Below are 17072 nucleotides of genomic sequence, written 5' to 3' on the forward strand. Positions count from 1 at the left end.
CCCTAACGCTGAGTTATTTTAAATTTAACCAATTAAACTACTCTAATATACATTCGCACTTAAAAATAAACATTGTCAGAAGATAAAAGCAATCAATAATTATTACCTATCTATGGTGATAAATTTTTAAATTAATTTATCTATGTCAATTAAAATAATATTTGAGCTGTTTTATTCTTCTATAGAAAAAAAAGCCCTCAGCTACAAAGCTGAGGGCAAAGGACTTCAATCAACTAAAAGTGATAGAACTAGCCTTGGTACTTACCAAAAGATTGTTTTAATTTATAGAAAGTAGCTTGTGCGTAATCATCTGGATTACCGTACATATTCTGGTTATAGACACCGGCTTTAAAGTACATATATCTGCCACCTTCGTCATAGCCACTGTCACTCATATCTACGACTTGAACAACATCATCTTTACCATCACGTTTTACCGTAACTGTCATTGTGTTGCCTTTCACATCAATGATGTAGCTGAATTTTTCACCTAGCGCGATGCCATCGTCACCGATTTCACCAGTCATATCACCCACTAAGCTGTAGTAATCCTCTGTTCCAGTTTTGGTTTTTTCGTGAGCAAAGTAAACTGTACCTGTTGGTTGGTCTGGTAGCTTACGATAATAAAGACGAATTGGCTCATCATCTTTGTCATGAATCTGGCCGATAATAAAGCGGCCAACTTCATGCGACTGACCAGTTGTGGTTGCGTGGTCAATCTTCAGAGTCGCTTCAAGCGTACCGTCTACACCACCCGCTTCTTTTTGATCTTCAACTGGTGCAGAACTGAATACCCAGTTATTAGGATTTACACCTTTTGTGCTGTAAGACTTATCACCAGCACGAAGCATGGTACGTAACTCAGTTCGCGCGTATTTAGTGTTTTCAGAAGTTCGAGCGCCTTTCACATAGCTCTTGAATACCATTCCGCCATCATCTGCTGTGTAGAATATATCAGAGTGTTGGAAGCCGTTAGCCAAGTCCCACTCATCAATATCATCAGCACGACCATCTTTGTCATGGTCGAAAGGTGTCGTCAGTTTCCAACGTGTTAAGTCAAAGTTTTCACCCGGTGCATTTGTAGCGAGTGGCTCTTTCGGTAACGTAGGGTAAGGCATCGCTTTAGAAAGATCACACGTCACAGTCGTTTCACAAGGACGGACGATTGGTGCTCCAAAGTCTCCTTTACGATTCTTTTTGAGTAAATCCTTTTGTGCCTTTTGCTCCGCTTTCATTTGCGCAATCATAGCCGCTTCAGCGTTAACGACGTCATCAGTAATGATGTGACTTGCCGGACAGGCATTAATTCCGCAATTAACTGCAGCTAACTCAGTAACTGAGTTCCATTGGTTTTTGCTATTACCGTGGCCAACGTAACGAACATAACGTGCTTTTACTGCAGGCTCAAACTGGAAGCGCTCTAAGCCAAGTGCGCGACCAGAGCTTTGCGCACCCTCAATAACCGTCACCCAGTTTTCACCATCAGTACTAAACTGAACATCAAATTTGCTGACGCGTTCGTTACCTTTGCTGAACGAGGCTTGAATTGCGTCGAACTCATAAACCGAGCCGTAATCCAACATCGCCCACTCACCATCACCATTTGCTGACCAACGTGTCATAATATCTTGGTCAAACAACTGCTCTGGAACATTACCATCATGACTACTCGCCGTTATCGTAACGGGAGTCAGAATATCAGCACCAGTTTCTTGGTTGTTTGGAAATGGATCTACCATGGTCGCCGTACTATTACAGCCCACAGCAAGTAAAATAGAAGAAGCTAACAAGCTTTTGAAGAAAATATGCTTCATGTAATCTAACACCTACAATATAAAAATGAATTAACAGCTCTTTTGCTGTAACAACAATTAGGCAATAACACTCGGGTTAAAAGCTGTATTTAAGGCCAAGGCGTGTTCTCAATTGGCGGTCATCCGTGGTTGAACCATCCTTACCTTTGACATTCCACAATTCAAAGTAAGGACGGAAATCTCCCATTTGGTAACCAACAATTAAGCCAGCATCCCACTCAGAATCTTTCCAATCAGATAAACGCACTTCGTCATAGTTTTTGTTGTAGTTGATCTCATAGCTCAGCTTGACGTTATCAAGGTACTCGTTATCAAACTGACGCATATCGTAAGAGCCTGTCAGTGTCCACTTACCTTGTTCAACTGTTTTCCCAGCAACGCTTACCGAAGTACCATCCGTTAGTGTTTTGTTACCTGCACCATCTGAATAAACTTGAAATTCGTGTCGGTAACGTAAAGCGGTACTTAAGCCAAAAGAGGATTTGTAACCAACACGAACTTGTGGTTTATAAGTGGTTTTTTCGTCATCATCACCAAAAGTAATAGGCATCCCTGGTTGGATAAACCATTGTTTATTTATTTGGTAGCGAACTCCCCAATCAAACTCAGAATCACCAGCAACGAGTTGATCCCAAAAATGCGAGTTGTCGTAACTATGGAATTTTTGTTCTACACCAAAGTTCAGTTTGGTCTGATCGTTAATTTTAGAACTACCACTAATTTTGATACGTTGGGCATAAGTTTCACTCTCATGCTTATATTCTGCGCGATAGTCTAAAGTTGCTGCGGAAACCGCTCCCGCCATTAATGTGGAAGCAACGAATAGGGACATTGTTGTAACTGCTTTCATGATTATATCTCTCTGTATATATTTTTTGGGATACCACTTAAATCCCTGGATTTGATTCAACACTATTGAATTAATGTATGACAAATACTAGTTAATTCATCATGAGAGTTCTGTGATATTAATCATGTAAGTGCCCCTCAACTGACAATTTGTATTATTATATATTCAAAAGTGTTAGCTATGTCTGATTCTAAAACGACCTTTGTATACATCACTTACAGAGAAATGTTTTAACTCGTTTCATATGATAAAGAAGAAGATTAAAAAAACATAAAAAACAATAAATTCAATAACTTAAAGCCAAAAATCTTGACATAAAATCAAAATTCCCTTGCTAAATCACCTTTAGTTTTTGCTGTTCCTCTATAAAGAAAGCTGTCAACCTCATAAAGGTTCAGCTCTTATTGATGTTGATATTCAACTATTTTGTGTGACTTATTCATCACTTCAGTGAGCAATCATTGTATCTAGTGTGAGTCGGATCATTCTATTGATAAAACCATCTAGATGACAGAAATTATTTGTCTAACAATATTACATAAATAAAAACACATAGAAGTGAGTACCTACCATGCAAGTAACAAAAATTGCAGCAGCAATTGCTATTTCCACAGGTTTGTTAACCGGATGTAACACTGATTTAAGGGATGCACCATCGGCTCCCCCACCAACAGAAACTGAGTCTGAGTTGAGCCAAGGTATGTGGGATATTTCAACACCAGCCACTGTGGCGAAATCCGATGATGAGCACGACCTGCCAAACGTCTATGTCTTTGAAGACGGTACGCAAAAGTATTATAACGATGATGATAACTTCGGTACTTACACAATCTACACTTCAACTTATACCGAAGATAAAGATACAGAGACGCTTACATTCAACCTTTATGACGAGAGCGATCTAAGTAACCCTACCGAGTTAACAGGGACTTATGAAGTTTCAAACGGCATGTTAACCATCTCAGGAACAAATGACGGAAACTTCACCGGTAACGATGAATCAGAAAACGATGCGGTGAAAGATGCAGTTGCAGCGGCAAATAATGACGCTGGCGATAACAACGTCGTACAAATTTTGGATACCAATAAAGGTGGAACAGAAGAAGACACCGGTGAGTTACGAATCAAGCTGTCTGATTCAACGAGTGTTTCAGAAATTTCAACAGGCCGACTAACTGTAGATCTAACTTACCAGCATCATGAAGAAACAGAACAGGAAGCCGACGGTTCTGGTGACAATGCTTACATCTCATTTTATGCAGCAAAAACCTCGAATTCCAACTTGCATGGCGAAGTGGCATTTGAAAACGGCAAAATCAAATACCGCGATGCAAGTGGAAACTTGACGGAAACAGGCGACACGTTTGAGTTAGGTGAAAACCTCGCGATAGAAGTCAGTTGGGTAGAAAACTTCTTCTCTTTTTCGGTTAACGGTAAACAAATAGGTGAAATGTTACCTGTCGCTGATGGCACCGCTGTAACTTATGTATCACTGAGACTAGGTGATAATGGCAACACTACAAACTTTGAATTAAATGCAGACAACTTGAAGATTTACTCTAGTGATTCGGGCTCTGAAGTGTTGGTTCTAGAAGAGGATTTTGACAACTACATTCCAGGCTTAGACCTCGCGACAATTTACAACAGTGCATCAAGCGAAGCGGTTGTCATTTCAGACGGAAGTTCTAATCCTGATAAACCGTCAGAAGACGTGAGTGAAAACTTTGACTCATACCCAGTAGGAACAAATATCAGTTCAGCAAACTCTAGTTGGAAAGAATACAATACGGTTGCTGATGACTCCTCCACCTTGACGTCCGTGGCTGTAGTAAGTGATGATGTATCAAAGAGCGGCGCTAACTCTCTGCTAATATCCGACACAGATACGACCAACAAACCATACGTTACGCGCGAGTTTTCAAACGGAGCAACATCAAACGGTAGCGTGTCATTCGATGTTTACATTCCGTCAGACAACGAAAAAACTACATACATTAATGTTGGCTCAGGTAAAAACAACTCAGATCGTTACTACGAATTGAGAATTTCGGGCAGTGGTAAAGTTGAAGCCGAAGCAGGATCAGATGACGTAGAAATAGGCACTATTACGACTGACGCTTGGAACTCAATGTCCCTAGCTTGGGATGGTGATGAGATTAACGTTTCTATTAATGGAAAAACGGTTGATGCGCCAAGCCAGTCCGAAACAGGCTTAGACGCAACGAATACACCATCACAACTGACTATTTATGTAGGGGACACAAGTGGTGCTTCAACAAAAGCATATTTCGATAACATCGATTCAAAGCAACTCTAGTGTTATTTTGTAGCACTTGATACTAGGCCAGGCTTTCGAGCCTGGCTTTATTTTTTACCTCTTCAGAAGAACAAAATTCAACACAATACTCTAAATTCAAGCCAGTCCCAGTGATTGCTTGCTCTATCTTGTTTCTTACCTTTTAAAGAATTCCACTGAAAACAAAAGCCTCATCAAATCGATGAGGCTTAAGTAGAAATCGAGTAGCTCTTAGTTTTCTATTAGTTTCAATTTTGATTTAGCTTGAGCTTAGAAAATGTCACGCTGTTATAGTCACCGTTTTTCTTGTCGACTGAAAAATCACCGGTGCCCGCACATCCTGTACCCCACACAGGGTGAGACTCACTGACGCTACATTGACCATAAGCTCCTGCTTTAAAATAGAACATGTCTTCTGCGTAGCCATGCTCAAAGTCCTTACTATCAATCCCCTTACTGAGATCTATGGAATAATTCACTGTCTCGTGGCGTTCTGTTTCAAACGTCAAGTTCATCATAGTTCCTTGAACTTCTATCTTGTAGCTGAACTCTTCACCAAGAGCGATACCAGCTTGGCCTGGTTCTTCAAGGTTATCCCAAGTATTTCCCCATACTGGATATGCAATATCAATACGATTTGGATCTTCCTTCGCTAGGTTACGCTCGTAGTTCCAAAATACAGAGCCCATTTTGTGTTCTGGGAATTTTTTATAGAAGATTTTAATGGGTTCATTTCCATGTCCATAACCTTTACCCTCTTTTATTCTTGCATCAATTTTTTTCGCGTGGATTTGACCGACAACAACAGAATGAGCAGGCCCTTTTTCTGGAAATTTGGCGTGTTCAGAAACATGGTTCACTTTCAAGGTCGCTTCCAACGTTCCACCTACGCGACTGTGTTTAGCAGCCTGAGGGTGGCTCGATAAAGCCCAATGGTTTGCTAAATCATCGGTTTGAATAGAAAAGTCAGCGCCACGAGGCATTTCACGTAGTTCAGAGCGAGCATTCTTCGAGTTTTTTGTCGTTACCGCTTTATTCTGCACTTCAAACACCAAGTTGCCTTCTTCGTTCAAGAAGAAGAAGTCTTTGTGTGAATAACTCAGCATCGCCACACCCTCGATTTCGTCCACTTTTCCGTCTTCATTGATATCGGAAGGAATAGTGATCTTCCAGTTTCGCATATCAAATTTATCGGCAGGGACTGGATAATCAACGCCATTATTTAAATCAGAAGCGATAGCAAGAGTTGGTAAGGTAACAGCCATTGCGGCTACGAGTAGATTGAGTTTCATGTTCAAACCTTATTATATGTAATATTGTCATACATATAATAAGGTTTGCAAAGGAATGATTCGAGGAAAGAAGTTATGATGTGCTCTATTGATCACAATTTATAAACTCGATAAACCCCAAAATGATAAGCTATACATACTCCTCTTTAGTCCATACCATCTACGAATCTTTTCGACCTAATCCGAAAGTCATAGGATCAATCGTACATTAGCTTGTCTGCCTTATTAATATCGAAATCTTTCAGAGACTTACGTGCTAAATGCCTAAATGGCCATGCCTTAACAATTTCTTCAAACGGCATGATTGCAAACACCCAAAACACTGAAAGGTCCAAGTATAAAATCATCAAAGCACATAACGGTATTGAGATTACCCACTGACCGGTAAAGTTAATCTTAAACACCTCCGTTGTTTTACCTAACGCTCTCAAAATATGACCATGAACGGTGTTATAGCCACGTACTATCGGTAGCAGTATGTAAAGTGGAGCAATCGCGGATAACGCTTTGTAAGTACTCGGGTCTAAGTCGGGATACAAATCAGGAAGAACGAAACTAAGTGCAAAAAAGAAAAATGCTGAAACGAACGAGATCATCACGGCCATATCAATACTAATATCGACATTGTTACGCAGCTCATCCATTTTTCTTGATCCAATTGCTTGGCTAATCGTGATTGCCGATGAATGCGCCCAAGCAGTAATGAACTGAGTACCCGCTTTGATCCAAGGCATCACGATAGTCATAGCGACATAAGCATTTAAGGTCAGTTGCGAGTACAGCAACATGTATATCGTTGCGCCAGTTTGTAACATTGTGACGTTCGCCGCGACGGGGAAAATCTCTTTAAAATGCTTATGTATATTGCTTTTCAATGACGCATCAAGCTTCTTAATAGACAAGATGATAGAATCATCAAGCTTAATGCACATGGTTAAATATAACAGCCGAATACTAATAGCAACCAAACTACCCGCCGCGGCGCCTTGAACGCCAATACCTTCAAAATTAGTCAGGCCGTGAATCAGAACATAAGACATCGCCACGTTGACTGGCAATTCAATCAAATAGCCTTTAAATGGAACTTTGGTCCGTCCAAGCGCATTGAACACCGCAATCATAACCTGAGTAATGGCATTGAATATGACGATGAACTTAGCAATTGCAAGGTAGCATTTTGTCTCCGCATAGAGATCAACGTTATCCGTCAACTTACTGATTAACGCTTCATCAAAGACAGTAATCAACAGCCAGAATAAGGATGCGACTAGAACGTTGATAACTAAAGCTGCCCAGAAACCTTTATTTAACGATAGATAATGACCAGAGCCTACGGCACGGCTAAGTACCAATTGAGACCCATTTGCTAGAGCCATTTGGATGCCTAAAACGAAAGAAACTATTGTTGTAGCAATCCCCATAGCAGCAAGTGAAACTTCACCTAATGGCGTAACAAGCAGCGTATCAATCATAAGCATTGATTGCATCAACAAAGCATTAAGAGCGAGCGGCCAAGCAAGAGATAAATTTTTCTTTATATATGGTTGGGAAAACATTAGTAAACCTTTGTAATGAGGTTAAACGTTTAAACTAAAGAGCTCGGTCATTAGGCAAAGTTCATGACAAAAAGAAACGACAGAAAAATCTTTTTAGTCAATAAAGGTGTACGCAAGCTCTTAACTATTCACGGCGTCGGAAAGCCTCTGATTCTCATCATTTAACAGCGTTTGAGAGGCTAAACGAGCTTGAAATGAGTTTCCGACCATAATTGCATCATAAATTGCACGGTGCTCATTAAGGCAGAACCTCCCTCCTTCAACTGACTTGTCAATAAACACCTTAAATATGGTCGAAAGTATATTGCTGAAGGGAACGTAGAATTGATTATCGGTACAAAGGAATATCGTTTGATGAAACAAATGATCGTTAGCAATCCACTCGTCATAATCGTGACATCGTGCTGCCATCGTCATTCTTTGAAATACAATTGACAACAGCTTTCTTTGCTCAGCATTGGCATTTTGGGCTGCCAGCGCACACGCCTCTGGTTCTATGGCTTTACGCAATCCTAAAAACTGAGATAGAAACGGCTTAGTATCTTCTAAATCTTGGATCCACTCTAAGAGTTGAGGATCAAGAAAATGCCAATAGTTTCTTGGTAGTACCGTAGTTCCAACTTTTGGTTTAGAGATAATTAAGCCTTTAGCAGACAGCAACTTCGTCGACTCTCGTAGTGCTGTCCGACTAACACCAAACAACTTACACAGTTCTATTTCACTCGGGAGCTTCTCATTTTGACTTAATTCTCCTGACAATATTTTGCGAGAAATCTGTCTTGCTACTTGTACATGTATCTTGTGATTTGAATTCCCGAGAAGTGAAAACTCTGCCATCTATATTCCTCATTGCCAGCAGCCTAAACGACTTGTTTAGCTAATAATTAGAAAAGGCCAAATGAAACACGCTTTGAAGGCGGAGACTTTCTGTGTAAATGTAAAGCACTGTTATTTAGCGTCTAAAATCTAACGATCTTATGAATATGATTTTTACTCGCGAGGTATATTGGCCAAACTCAATATTGAATGGTCGAGTAGTAACATCATGCACACCGATCTTTAGTATATAATAATACAATATCACTTTATTTAACAAGAAACCTGATCTTCTATTCAAATTGTGTGCTGTGTATTGAAAATCAGTGAGTACAATAAGTAGGCGCGACTAGAGTTAACTAACATATTGAGCTAACAAATAAATAAGGAATGATGTAAGAATCGGTGGCCTCATCTGTTATACGCTAAGTATCATAATCATGAAGGCTTCATAAAGCAGTCGGAGACTCAAAATGGATTTGTGAAGACAGCTGTTATTACGTAAACATCTTCTTGGTGAGCTACACTTTGGATGATATAGTCCAAGCTTAAATAATACAATTTTAACGATAAGTGATTTTATGTCTGGTGAATTTCATTCTATCTCCGGTTCCAAGCGCAGCTTACATGTACAAGTAGCTCGCGAAATTGCTCGTAGCATTTTGTCAGGCAAGATCCCTCAAGGGTCCATTCTTCCAGGAGAAATGTCCCTGTGTGAACAGTTTGGTATCAGTCGCACAGCTTTGCGTGAAGCCGTAAAACTTTTAACATCAAAAGGTTTACTCGAGTCACGTCCAAAAGTTGGTACTCGAGTCATCAACCGAGCGTACTGGAACTTTTTAGACCCACAATTAATTGAATGGATGGACGGTCTAACAGAGATAGATCAGTTCTGTCATCAATTTTTGGGGTTACGACGCGCGATAGAGCCTGAAGCTTGTGCACTAGCAGCGAAAAATGCCACTGCGGAACAGCGAATTCAGCTATCAGAAGCATTCCAAGATATGTTGGAAGTCGCTAAAGCAGACGAACTGGACAAAGCGCGCTGGATGGATGTAGATATTCGTTTCCATAGCATTATTTTTAACTCAACCGGAAACGACTTTTTCTTACCGTTTGGGCATGTTCTGACTACAATGTTCATTAACTTTATTGCTCACTCATCTGAGGAAGGCAATACGTGCATCGAAGAACATCGTGAGATTTATGAAGCAATAATGGCAGGCAATGCTGAAAAAGCACGTCAAGCTTCGGCTAACCACTTGTTGGAGTCAAAACATCGCTTACCCGAAGCCAGTTAAGCTTAGGGCTTGGGCGATCTAATAACTAGGCAAAAGCACGCATCTCGCGTGCTTTTTTAATTTCGTTTCCTCCAATTCTTTATGGCACACCATCAATATTTTGATATATAGTAATACAAATGTATTTTGAGAATGTTGTGTTATGACCGACTCGCTACTGCCAAATATCATACAGTTTATCAGCCAGATTGATCCGTTTGACAAGGTACCTAAAGGTGCACTTCGCGAGCTTGCTTCATCTGTTAAGATCACTTATTTAAGCAAGGGGGATGTTGTTGATCAATGTTCTTCTAAGAACGAAAAGTCACTTTATATTATTAGAACTGGCTCTATCGAACAGCGTAAATCTGATGGCATATTGAGAGCTAAACTTGGTCCGGAAGATTTGTTTGGCTTCACTTTTCTTGGTAACGAAGTCGAAAGCGGGAAAGAATACAAAGCAATTGCAATCGAAAATTCATTAGTTTATGTAATTCCAAATGCTGCGCTGAAAAAGTTGTGCACTTCTCATCCTGAATGTGCTGAACATTTTGCATCACAAGCTCAGGTACGGCTAAAGTCAGCATTAGATGTCGTGTGGTCTAACAAAGAAAAAGGGTTGTTTATTCGGCGTGTAGAGGAAGTTGCTAGTGGTCGAGTTGCAATTGTAACCGCTGAGCAATCCATTCAGTCAGTCGCCAACGAGATGATCGATAAGTGCTCTCCCTGCGCTGTCGTTTATCGTGATAAAAAAATAGTTGGACTGATTACCGACCGAGATATGACAAAGCGAGTCATCGCCAAAGGATTAAGCATCTCAACACCAGTCGTCGAAGTCATGTCGCCTGATCCTAAAACAATTCATCCTGACGATTTAGTTCTGCACGCAGCCTCCATTATGATGCAGCACAACATAAGAAATTTACCCCTAGTCAGAGACAATAACGTCGTTGGCGTTTTGACAACAACGCACTTGGTTCAAAACCATCGAGTCCAAGCAATATTTTTAATTGAAAAGATCAAATATGCTGGCAGTGTCAAAGCTTTGTCTAGTTTTACGTCTGAGCGCCAAGCTATTTTTGAAGCATTAGTCGAAGGACGGGTTTCACCAGAAATCATTGGTAAAGTGATGACCATGATTATGGATGCGTACACTCGTAGGTTAATACAAATAGCCATTGATAAGTTGGGAACACCTCCCTGTGACTTCTCTTGGATTGTGGCAGGCTCTCATGCTCGCCAAGAAGTACATATGCTGTCAGATCAAGATAGCGCCATCGTATTAGATGATTCGGCAACAGATAACGACCGTATCTACTTCAAACATTTAGCAATGATAGTAAGTAATGGCCTGAATAAATGTAACTATCCATTGTGTCCAGGGAAGTTTATGGCAGCGACCCCTAAATGGTGCCAGCCTCTCTCTGTTTGGAAAAAGTACTATAAGAAATGGGTGGCAAATCCTGAATACGAGCGCCTCCTCAATATCAGTGTCTTTTTAGAAATCCGAACCGTTTATGGAAACAAAGACTTTGAACAGATACTTCGCGATGAGCTTCACTCTAACATCAACGCTAATAGAGAATTCCTTACGATGTTAGTTAACGATGCGGTGAAAACAAACCCACCGTTAGGAATATTCAATAGCCTAGTATTACAAAAATCGGGAGAGAACAAGAAAACGCTCGACGTAAAAAAACACGCGATTAATCTAATCATTGATCTTGCAAGGATTTATGGTCTGGCAGTTGAATGTGACCTCACTGCAACTGATGAGCGTTTTAAAGCAGCTAACGAAAAAGGACTGCTCAGCCATGACGCGTACAAAAATATAATAAACGCATATCAATTCATCTTGTCGTTTCGATTTGCCCATCAATTAGAAGCACTAAAAAGTGGAGATGAGCCAAATAACCACATTGACCCCAATACGTTCGGTAGTTTTGAACGTCAACATTTAAAAGACGCGTTCCGCATCATTGCAGATCTACAAGAAGTCGCCAAACTCCGTTTTGGGAGCCGATAATGAAGCGCTTACTTGAGTACTTTCATCCATTGACACGAAAAAATCGTCAGAGACAAAAGCACTATAAAAAGAAGCACATCCCTCTTTATCTTAAAAAGCTGCTTCGCTCGCCAAATCTGGACGTAAATCAACGAGCTTTTGACACTGAGTTCATCGTTCTAGATCTTGAAACAACTGGCTTAGACAGTGAGGAAGAAGTCATTCTTTCCATGGGCTGGGTAGAGATTCGACAAGGCCATATTGACTTAGCAACAAGCCAACACCTTTATGTACATAGCGACTCAAAAATTAAGCCCGAAACCATAGTTGTTAACCATATTACCCAACAAATGCTGACTGATGGAATCTCTATTCATGAAGCAATGCGGACATTCTTTAAAGCAGCAGAAAACAAAGTTATTGTTGCGCACGGATGTATAGTCGAAACTAGCTTTATTAATCAATATTTACAGCGAGTTTTCAACATAAAAGAGTTGCCGCTCATTTGGATAGACACCTTGCGAATAGAAAAAAGGTTACAAAGAGCTATCAATGCTTCCGATGAATCAGATGTGACTCTAGCAGCGACAAGGGAACGTTACGGGTTACCCGCTTACAACGGCCATAATGCACTTGCAGATGCAATTGCAACTGCAGAGTTACTATTAGTTCAACAAACCCGTATCGCACCTCAGACAAACGCGACAGTCGGGCCCCTTTATCGGCTTAGCCTGTAATCATCCAGATCACAGGCCTATTTGCTAAACATGTTCTCTGTCACAATTTGGTATCATCAGCATTTACCTTAATTAATAATACAATATCATTAATGGAGCGACGTTAGCAAAATGCAGCGAATAGCCATTGTCACTTGCCAACATCAGAGCGAGTGTAAACTGATTAGTTGCTCCATATCATAACTACATTTTAGAGAGCTTAGCATTGCATGTGCGCAATGATTGTCGAAGATCTAGCAGTGTTACATAAACAACCGAATTCAGGTGATGTCCCCTCGAACGTCATCTTCAGTGGTTAGTAATCATGTAAAGCCGCTGTTGCGAACTTCAGCCGACAGCTCGCGGTACTAGTACCGTTTGGCCCATGCAGTACAGGCTTGCATGGGCTTTTTTTTAACAATCCTACATCAATCGATGTTAAATCCCTCTGCCAGATATGCATAAATCCGCGTCCATTCTTATTAGAGGACTTAAGATTCTTTATAAGTATATTCATAGAACCCATACCTAAACTCTACACTTTTAGCAGCTTCAGAGAAAAGCAATATCTGACACCGATCACTTGTATGATTAATTAAAGGGTTTATTACGCCTTACTGGTCACGGTTTTGAGTTATTGTACTACAAATAAGAGGGGCGAACGTTACTATTACTTGGGACAATAAACTACTTCAAAGGTCTAAAGATGGAACTCAATACTCTCATTGTGGGCATCTATTTTCTATTCTTAATCGCAATAGGTTGGATGTTCAGAACTTTTACTAGTACTACAAGCGACTACTTCCGAGGTGGCGGCAACATGCTTTGGTGGATGGTTGGAGCAACGGCATTTATGACTCAATTCTCTGCTTGGACATTTACTGGCGCCGCTGGTAAAGCCTACAATGATGGTTTTGCTGTCGCTATTATTTTCCTTGCAAACGCGTTTGGTTACTTCATGAACTTCGCTTACTTTGCACCGAAATTTCGTCAGTTACGCGTCGTAACTGTCATAGAAGCCATTCGTATGCGTTTTGGTACAACAAACGAACAAGTATTTACATGGTCTTCGATGCCAAACAGTGTTGTCTCTGCAGGTGTATGGCTTAACGCTCTTGCTATTATAGCTTCAGGTATTTTTGGTTTTGATATGACAGCAACCATCTGGATTACCGGTTTAGTTGTACTTGCGATGTCGGTAACTGGCGGCTCTTGGGCGGTTATCGCCTCCGATTTCATGCAAATGGTCATCATCATGGCGGTAACGATCACATGTGCAGCCGTTGCTATTGTTCAAGGTGGTGGCGTTACTGAAATTATCTCTAACTTCCCAGTCGCAGAAAGTGGCAGCTTTGTTGCAGGTAACAACCTGAACTACTTAAGCATCTTTAGTATTTGGGCGTTCTTTATCTTCGTTAAGCAGTTCTCTATTACAAACAATATGTTGAACTCTTACCGTTACCTAGCTGCAAAAGACTCTAAAAATGCAAAAAAAGCAGCTTTGCTAGCATGTGTATTGATGCTGGGTGGGGTTTTCATTTGGTTCATGCCTTCTTGGTATATTGCAGGCCAAGGGGTTGATTTAGCGGCAGCTTATCCAGATGCTGGTAACAAAGCAGGCGACTTCGCGTACCTATACTTCGTTCAAGAGTACATGCCAGCAGGTATGGTTGGACTTCTGGTCGCTGCAATGTTTGCTGCTACGATGTCCTCTATGGACTCTGGTCTTAACCGCAATTCAGGTATTTTCGTAAAGAACTTTTATGAACCGATCGTTCGTAAAGGCCAAGCATCAGAGAAAGAGCTAGTCGCAGTTTCTAAAGCAACATCGGCGGTATTTGGCGTTGCAATTATTCTAATCGCGCAGTTTATAAACTCTCTAAAAGGTCTGAGTCTATTCGACACTATGATGTACGTTGGTGCGCTCATCGGATTCCCAATGACAATTCCAGCGTTTTTAGGCTTCTTTATCAAGAAAACTCCAGACTGGGCAGGTTGGGGAACTCTAGTCGTGGGTGGCATCGTTTCCTACCTTGTTGGGTTTGTTATCACAGCTGATATGGTGTCATCGGCGTTTGGCCTTGAGGAGTTGACTAGCCGAGAATGGTCTGATGTGAAAGTAGCAATAGGTCTAATCGGACACATGACGCTAACTGGTGGCTTCTTCATGTTGTCGACTCTATTCTACAAGCCTCTAACTGACAAACGTCAAGCAGATGTCGATAAGTTCTTTGAAAACCTATCAACGCCTCTTGTAGCGGAATCAGTGGCACAGAAAAAACTCGATAACAAGCAACGTCAAATGCTGGGTAAACTTATCGCGGTCGCAGGTATAGGTGTCATGTTTATGGCTCTGCTACCTAACCCAGTATGGGGGCGCTTAGTGTTTATTCTATGTGGTGCCATCGTCGGAGGTGTTGGTCTACTACTCGTAAAAGCTGTGGATTCAAGCGCTGAACAAGCCTCTGAACCTGTGACAGAAAGTTAAATCTCTTATTCTAATAAACGCGGCTATTCTTTGGCCGCGTTTTTTAATTCTAAGTTCCCAGTACGAACACTTCACCCTTTTACGAAGACATATCATCTTGTCTAGGGTTATCGAATTGCAGCTTTATTTTGTCATTCGATAAGGCTAAACCAGAACGTGATAATCTGATCGAGTTAAAAGTGCAGCCTACCTTGCTTAAGTAAACGCCCCAAAGCCATCCAAATACCTGATGAAGTAAAGATCTCGGCTCGTATACTTTGTTGCCGCTTCGTGATTTAGACTGGCTAGACCTTTACATCACTACCTAGTCTACAAGCCAAACTATTCCCTCTGAACAAACCATCTCGGGATTACTTAGGTACACTATTTTCTCTTTTTGCAGATGGCACAACAACCGCTACCAATAAAGCTAACAGCAGGAACACAGGGCTAAGCATTAATCCATGCCAGATTGAATACCCATCATGGAACAGCCAGAATATACCAAGCGTCAGTAGGTACGAAAAGTAGCTGCAAAACACCAAGCTAATCGCGACAAAGCGCTTTTGATTAATAATAAGAATCCGCACTAGATACTGGCTAAGAATACCAGAGCAGCGCATGGCAAGTTGCCAATTAATGATAAAGAAAGCAAGCGCAATAAACCCAGCTACGACCAGTGCATCATGCGTGCTTAAAATGAAGTAGCTACCAAATCGGCTTATGATGACCGGATAATCGCCTTCGTATATCGTTGACCAAGATATTGCGTTCGCTGCTGCTACGTAATTGGCAAAATAAGCAATAGCGTAGAAAGTCGTTTGAGAACTGAACGGCTGAAATACATCCCTACAAAATCCTCGCCATTCTTCTTTGTTGGCGGTAGGCCCTACCCAGTCACGTTTTTTTGGGGCGGTACGCCCGGCAAACGCAGGCCCGTTGCGAAACAACAGCCAAAATATATAGAGTGCAAGTATAACCAAGAGTATTGAAAACATACCCTTCCCCCTCATAAATTATCGGCGCCACTGCCAATGGCGTTGGGGTCGTAAACTGCACTTCCCTGCTATACCTATTTGATTTATCAAAGACTTATTATTTTATTACCACCAAAATTCATTTAATGGCATGCTAAACAGCAACATTTTCACGCTTTGTGCGTGAAGTTCGAAAGCCTACTTTTAGGTTTAGCACAAAAATAACTACAGCAAAGCGTAAGAGAGGGATTCCTCACCCATCAATGAAGATGAGGCGTTAAGCAGAAGCTGCGACCGCAATGAGAAGAGAAGGATTCAAAGCGGTCATGCATGGGCGAGAAGAGCAACTATTTCTCTAACTTTTCTTCAAATACACCAATCTCTCTGCCCAACCAAATCGCGCGTTCTGTGTGATCGAGCAACTCTTCTTCGCTTACTGGGTGAATAAGCACAGAAAAATCGCCTCGAATCGTATCAAGCCACGCCAAGAACTCTTCACTCAATGATTCTAGGTGAATTTCAAACATCGGCATCTTGTGTGGGCCAACTAACCTTCCAACTAATGGAAACACACGCAGCACATCTTGACGCTCTTGACGGATGATCTCGTTCAAGGCTTGCGCTTTATCTTGTTCTCTTAGGGGAAAATAAACATGAGCGTGGTACATAACTTCTCCATAATCACTTCCACTTGAGCACCACCTACTTTGGATAAGCTCAAGGACTGCCGAGGGTATACATTTGTAATGCCGTCACCCTACCTTGATTCCACTCAGTTGGGAAGAAGTTATGCATTCTCATAAGGTCGAGGCTTCGAGCACAACAAAAATTTGCAATTCATCATATAGCAACTGTTTGAGTTGATTCATTAATAATGACTCACTTTGTCAAATTTTACAGCCAAATTTTGTTGCAAATATGTTTCATTAACCAGTAATTAAATTCGAGTTTAAAAATACCACCAACAAAATGGCAGCATATTACTCTGCAAAATCAGGGTGTA

12 protein-coding genes are annotated in these 17072 nt (G+C 41.0%); 5 read left to right on the forward strand and 7 right to left on the reverse strand.

Annotation, left to right across the window (positions count from 1 at the left end):
- Nucleotides 1-248: 248 nt before the first annotated feature.
- Complete coding sequence (locus N646_RS22005; RefSeq protein ID WP_017821221.1) at nt 249-1814, reverse strand: polysaccharide lyase family 7 protein; 1566 nt, start codon at nt 1812-1814, stop codon at nt 249-251.
- Between the two features lie 76 nt (nt 1815-1890).
- Nucleotides 1891-2664, reverse strand: coding sequence for an oligogalacturonate-specific porin KdgM family protein (locus N646_RS22010; RefSeq protein ID WP_017634227.1), 774 nt, complete (start codon nt 2662-2664; stop codon nt 1891-1893).
- Between the two features lie 571 nt (nt 2665-3235).
- Here N646_RS22010 and N646_RS22015 point away from each other — a divergent pair.
- Entirely contained in the window at nt 3236-4981 is a 1746-nt protein-coding gene (locus N646_RS22015; protein WP_017821220.1) for a LamG domain-containing protein, read from the forward strand.
- A 227-nt stretch (nt 4982-5208) separates the two neighbouring features.
- On the opposite strand, the gene N646_RS22020 is transcribed toward N646_RS22015, so the two are convergent.
- The 3 genes from N646_RS22020 to N646_RS22030 all read right to left on the reverse strand — a co-directional run bounded on the left by N646_RS22020 (nt 5209) and on the right by N646_RS22030 (nt 8645).
- Nucleotides 5209-6252 (reverse strand): polysaccharide lyase family 7 protein, encoded by a 1044-nt coding sequence (locus tag N646_RS22020; protein ID WP_017821219.1) that lies wholly within the window; start codon nt 6250-6252, stop codon nt 5209-5211.
- 197 nt (nt 6253-6449) lie between these two features.
- On the reverse strand, nt 6450-7739 hold the full coding sequence (locus tag N646_RS22025) for an MATE family efflux transporter (protein WP_025998585.1): 1290 nt from the start codon (nt 7737-7739) through the stop codon (nt 6450-6452).
- A gap of 189 nt (nt 7740-7928) precedes the next feature.
- On the reverse strand, nt 7929-8645 hold the full coding sequence (locus tag N646_RS22030; RefSeq protein WP_017634231.1) for a FadR/GntR family transcriptional regulator: 717 nt from the start codon (nt 8643-8645) through the stop codon (nt 7929-7931).
- 560 nt (nt 8646-9205) lie between these two features.
- Here N646_RS22030 and N646_RS22035 point away from each other — a divergent pair.
- The 4 genes from N646_RS22035 (at nt 9206) to N646_RS22050 (ending at nt 15113) form a co-directional block, all read left to right on the forward strand.
- Nucleotides 9206-9925: a FadR/GntR family transcriptional regulator gene (locus N646_RS22035; RefSeq protein WP_005388529.1), complete on the forward strand. Its 720-nt coding sequence runs from the start codon at nt 9206-9208 to the stop codon at nt 9923-9925.
- A 142-nt stretch (nt 9926-10067) separates the two neighbouring features.
- Nucleotides 10068-11930, forward strand: a complete 1863-nt coding sequence (locus N646_RS22040; RefSeq protein WP_017821218.1) for a putative nucleotidyltransferase substrate binding domain-containing protein — start codon at nt 10068-10070, stop codon at nt 11928-11930.
- Nucleotides 11930-12646: a 3'-5' exonuclease gene (locus N646_RS22045; protein WP_017821217.1), complete on the forward strand. Its 717-nt coding sequence runs from the start codon at nt 11930-11932 to the stop codon at nt 12644-12646. Before N646_RS22040 ends, N646_RS22045 begins: the two co-directional genes overlap by 1 nt.
- 685 nt (nt 12647-13331) lie before the next feature.
- Nucleotides 13332-15113 carry a sodium:solute symporter family transporter gene (locus N646_RS22050; protein WP_017634233.1) on the forward strand — a complete coding sequence of 594 codons (1782 nt, stop codon included), beginning with the start codon at nt 13332-13334 and terminating at the stop codon, nt 15111-15113.
- A 350-nt stretch (nt 15114-15463) separates the two neighbouring features.
- Here the strand turns inward: N646_RS22050 and N646_RS22055 are convergent, their stop codons facing one another.
- Together N646_RS22055 and N646_RS22060 are read right to left on the reverse strand one after the other, a co-directional pair.
- On the reverse strand, nt 15464-16090 hold the full coding sequence (locus N646_RS22055; RefSeq protein WP_017821216.1) for a hypothetical protein: 627 nt from the start codon (nt 16088-16090) through the stop codon (nt 15464-15466).
- Nucleotides 16091-16416: 326 nt separating this feature from the next.
- Nucleotides 16417-16737 (reverse strand): DOPA 4,5-dioxygenase family protein, encoded by a 321-nt coding sequence (locus tag N646_RS22060; RefSeq protein ID WP_005375836.1) that lies wholly within the window; start codon nt 16735-16737, stop codon nt 16417-16419.
- Nucleotides 16738-17072: the final 335 nt, after the last annotated feature.

It is taken from the genome of Vibrio alginolyticus NBRC 15630 = ATCC 17749 (genome assembly GCF_000354175.2).
In the GTDB taxonomy this organism is placed as follows: Bacteria; Pseudomonadota; Gammaproteobacteria; order Enterobacterales; family Vibrionaceae; genus Vibrio; species Vibrio alginolyticus.

Bases quoted from the DNA above. Each gene is read 5' to 3' on its own strand.
- N646_RS22010 (WP_017634227.1), bottom strand. From the start codon at position 2,664: ATGAAAGCAGTTACAACAATGTCCCTATTCGTTGCTTCCACATTAATG.
- N646_RS22030 (WP_017634231.1), bottom strand. From the start codon at position 8,645: ATGGCAGAGTTTTCACTTCTCGGGAATTCAAATCACAAGATACATGTA.
- N646_RS22040 (WP_017821218.1), top strand. From the start codon at position 10,068: ATGACCGACTCGCTACTGCCAAATATCATACAGTTTATCAGCCAGATT.
- N646_RS22020 (WP_017821219.1), bottom strand. From the start codon at position 6,252: ATGAAACTCAATCTACTCGTAGCCGCAATGGCTGTTACCTTACCAACT.
- N646_RS22005 (WP_017821221.1), bottom strand. From the start codon at position 1,814: ATGAAGCATATTTTCTTCAAAAGCTTGTTAGCTTCTTCTATTTTACTT.
- N646_RS22035 (WP_005388529.1), top strand. From the start codon at position 9,206: ATGTCTGGTGAATTTCATTCTATCTCCGGTTCCAAGCGCAGCTTACAT.
- N646_RS22045 (WP_017821217.1), top strand. From the start codon at position 11,930: ATGAAGCGCTTACTTGAGTACTTTCATCCATTGACACGAAAAAATCGT.
- N646_RS22055 (WP_017821216.1), bottom strand. From the start codon at position 16,090: ATGTTTTCAATACTCTTGGTTATACTTGCACTCTATATATTTTGGCTG.
- N646_RS22060 (WP_005375836.1), bottom strand. From the start codon at position 16,737: ATGTACCACGCTCATGTTTATTTTCCCCTAAGAGAACAAGATAAAGCG.
- N646_RS22015 (WP_017821220.1), top strand. From the start codon at position 3,236: ATGCAAGTAACAAAAATTGCAGCAGCAATTGCTATTTCCACAGGTTTG.
- N646_RS22050 (WP_017634233.1), top strand. From the start codon at position 13,332: ATGGAACTCAATACTCTCATTGTGGGCATCTATTTTCTATTCTTAATC.
- N646_RS22025 (WP_025998585.1), bottom strand. From the start codon at position 7,739: ATGCAATCAATGCTTATGATTGATACGCTGCTTGTTACGCCATTAGGT.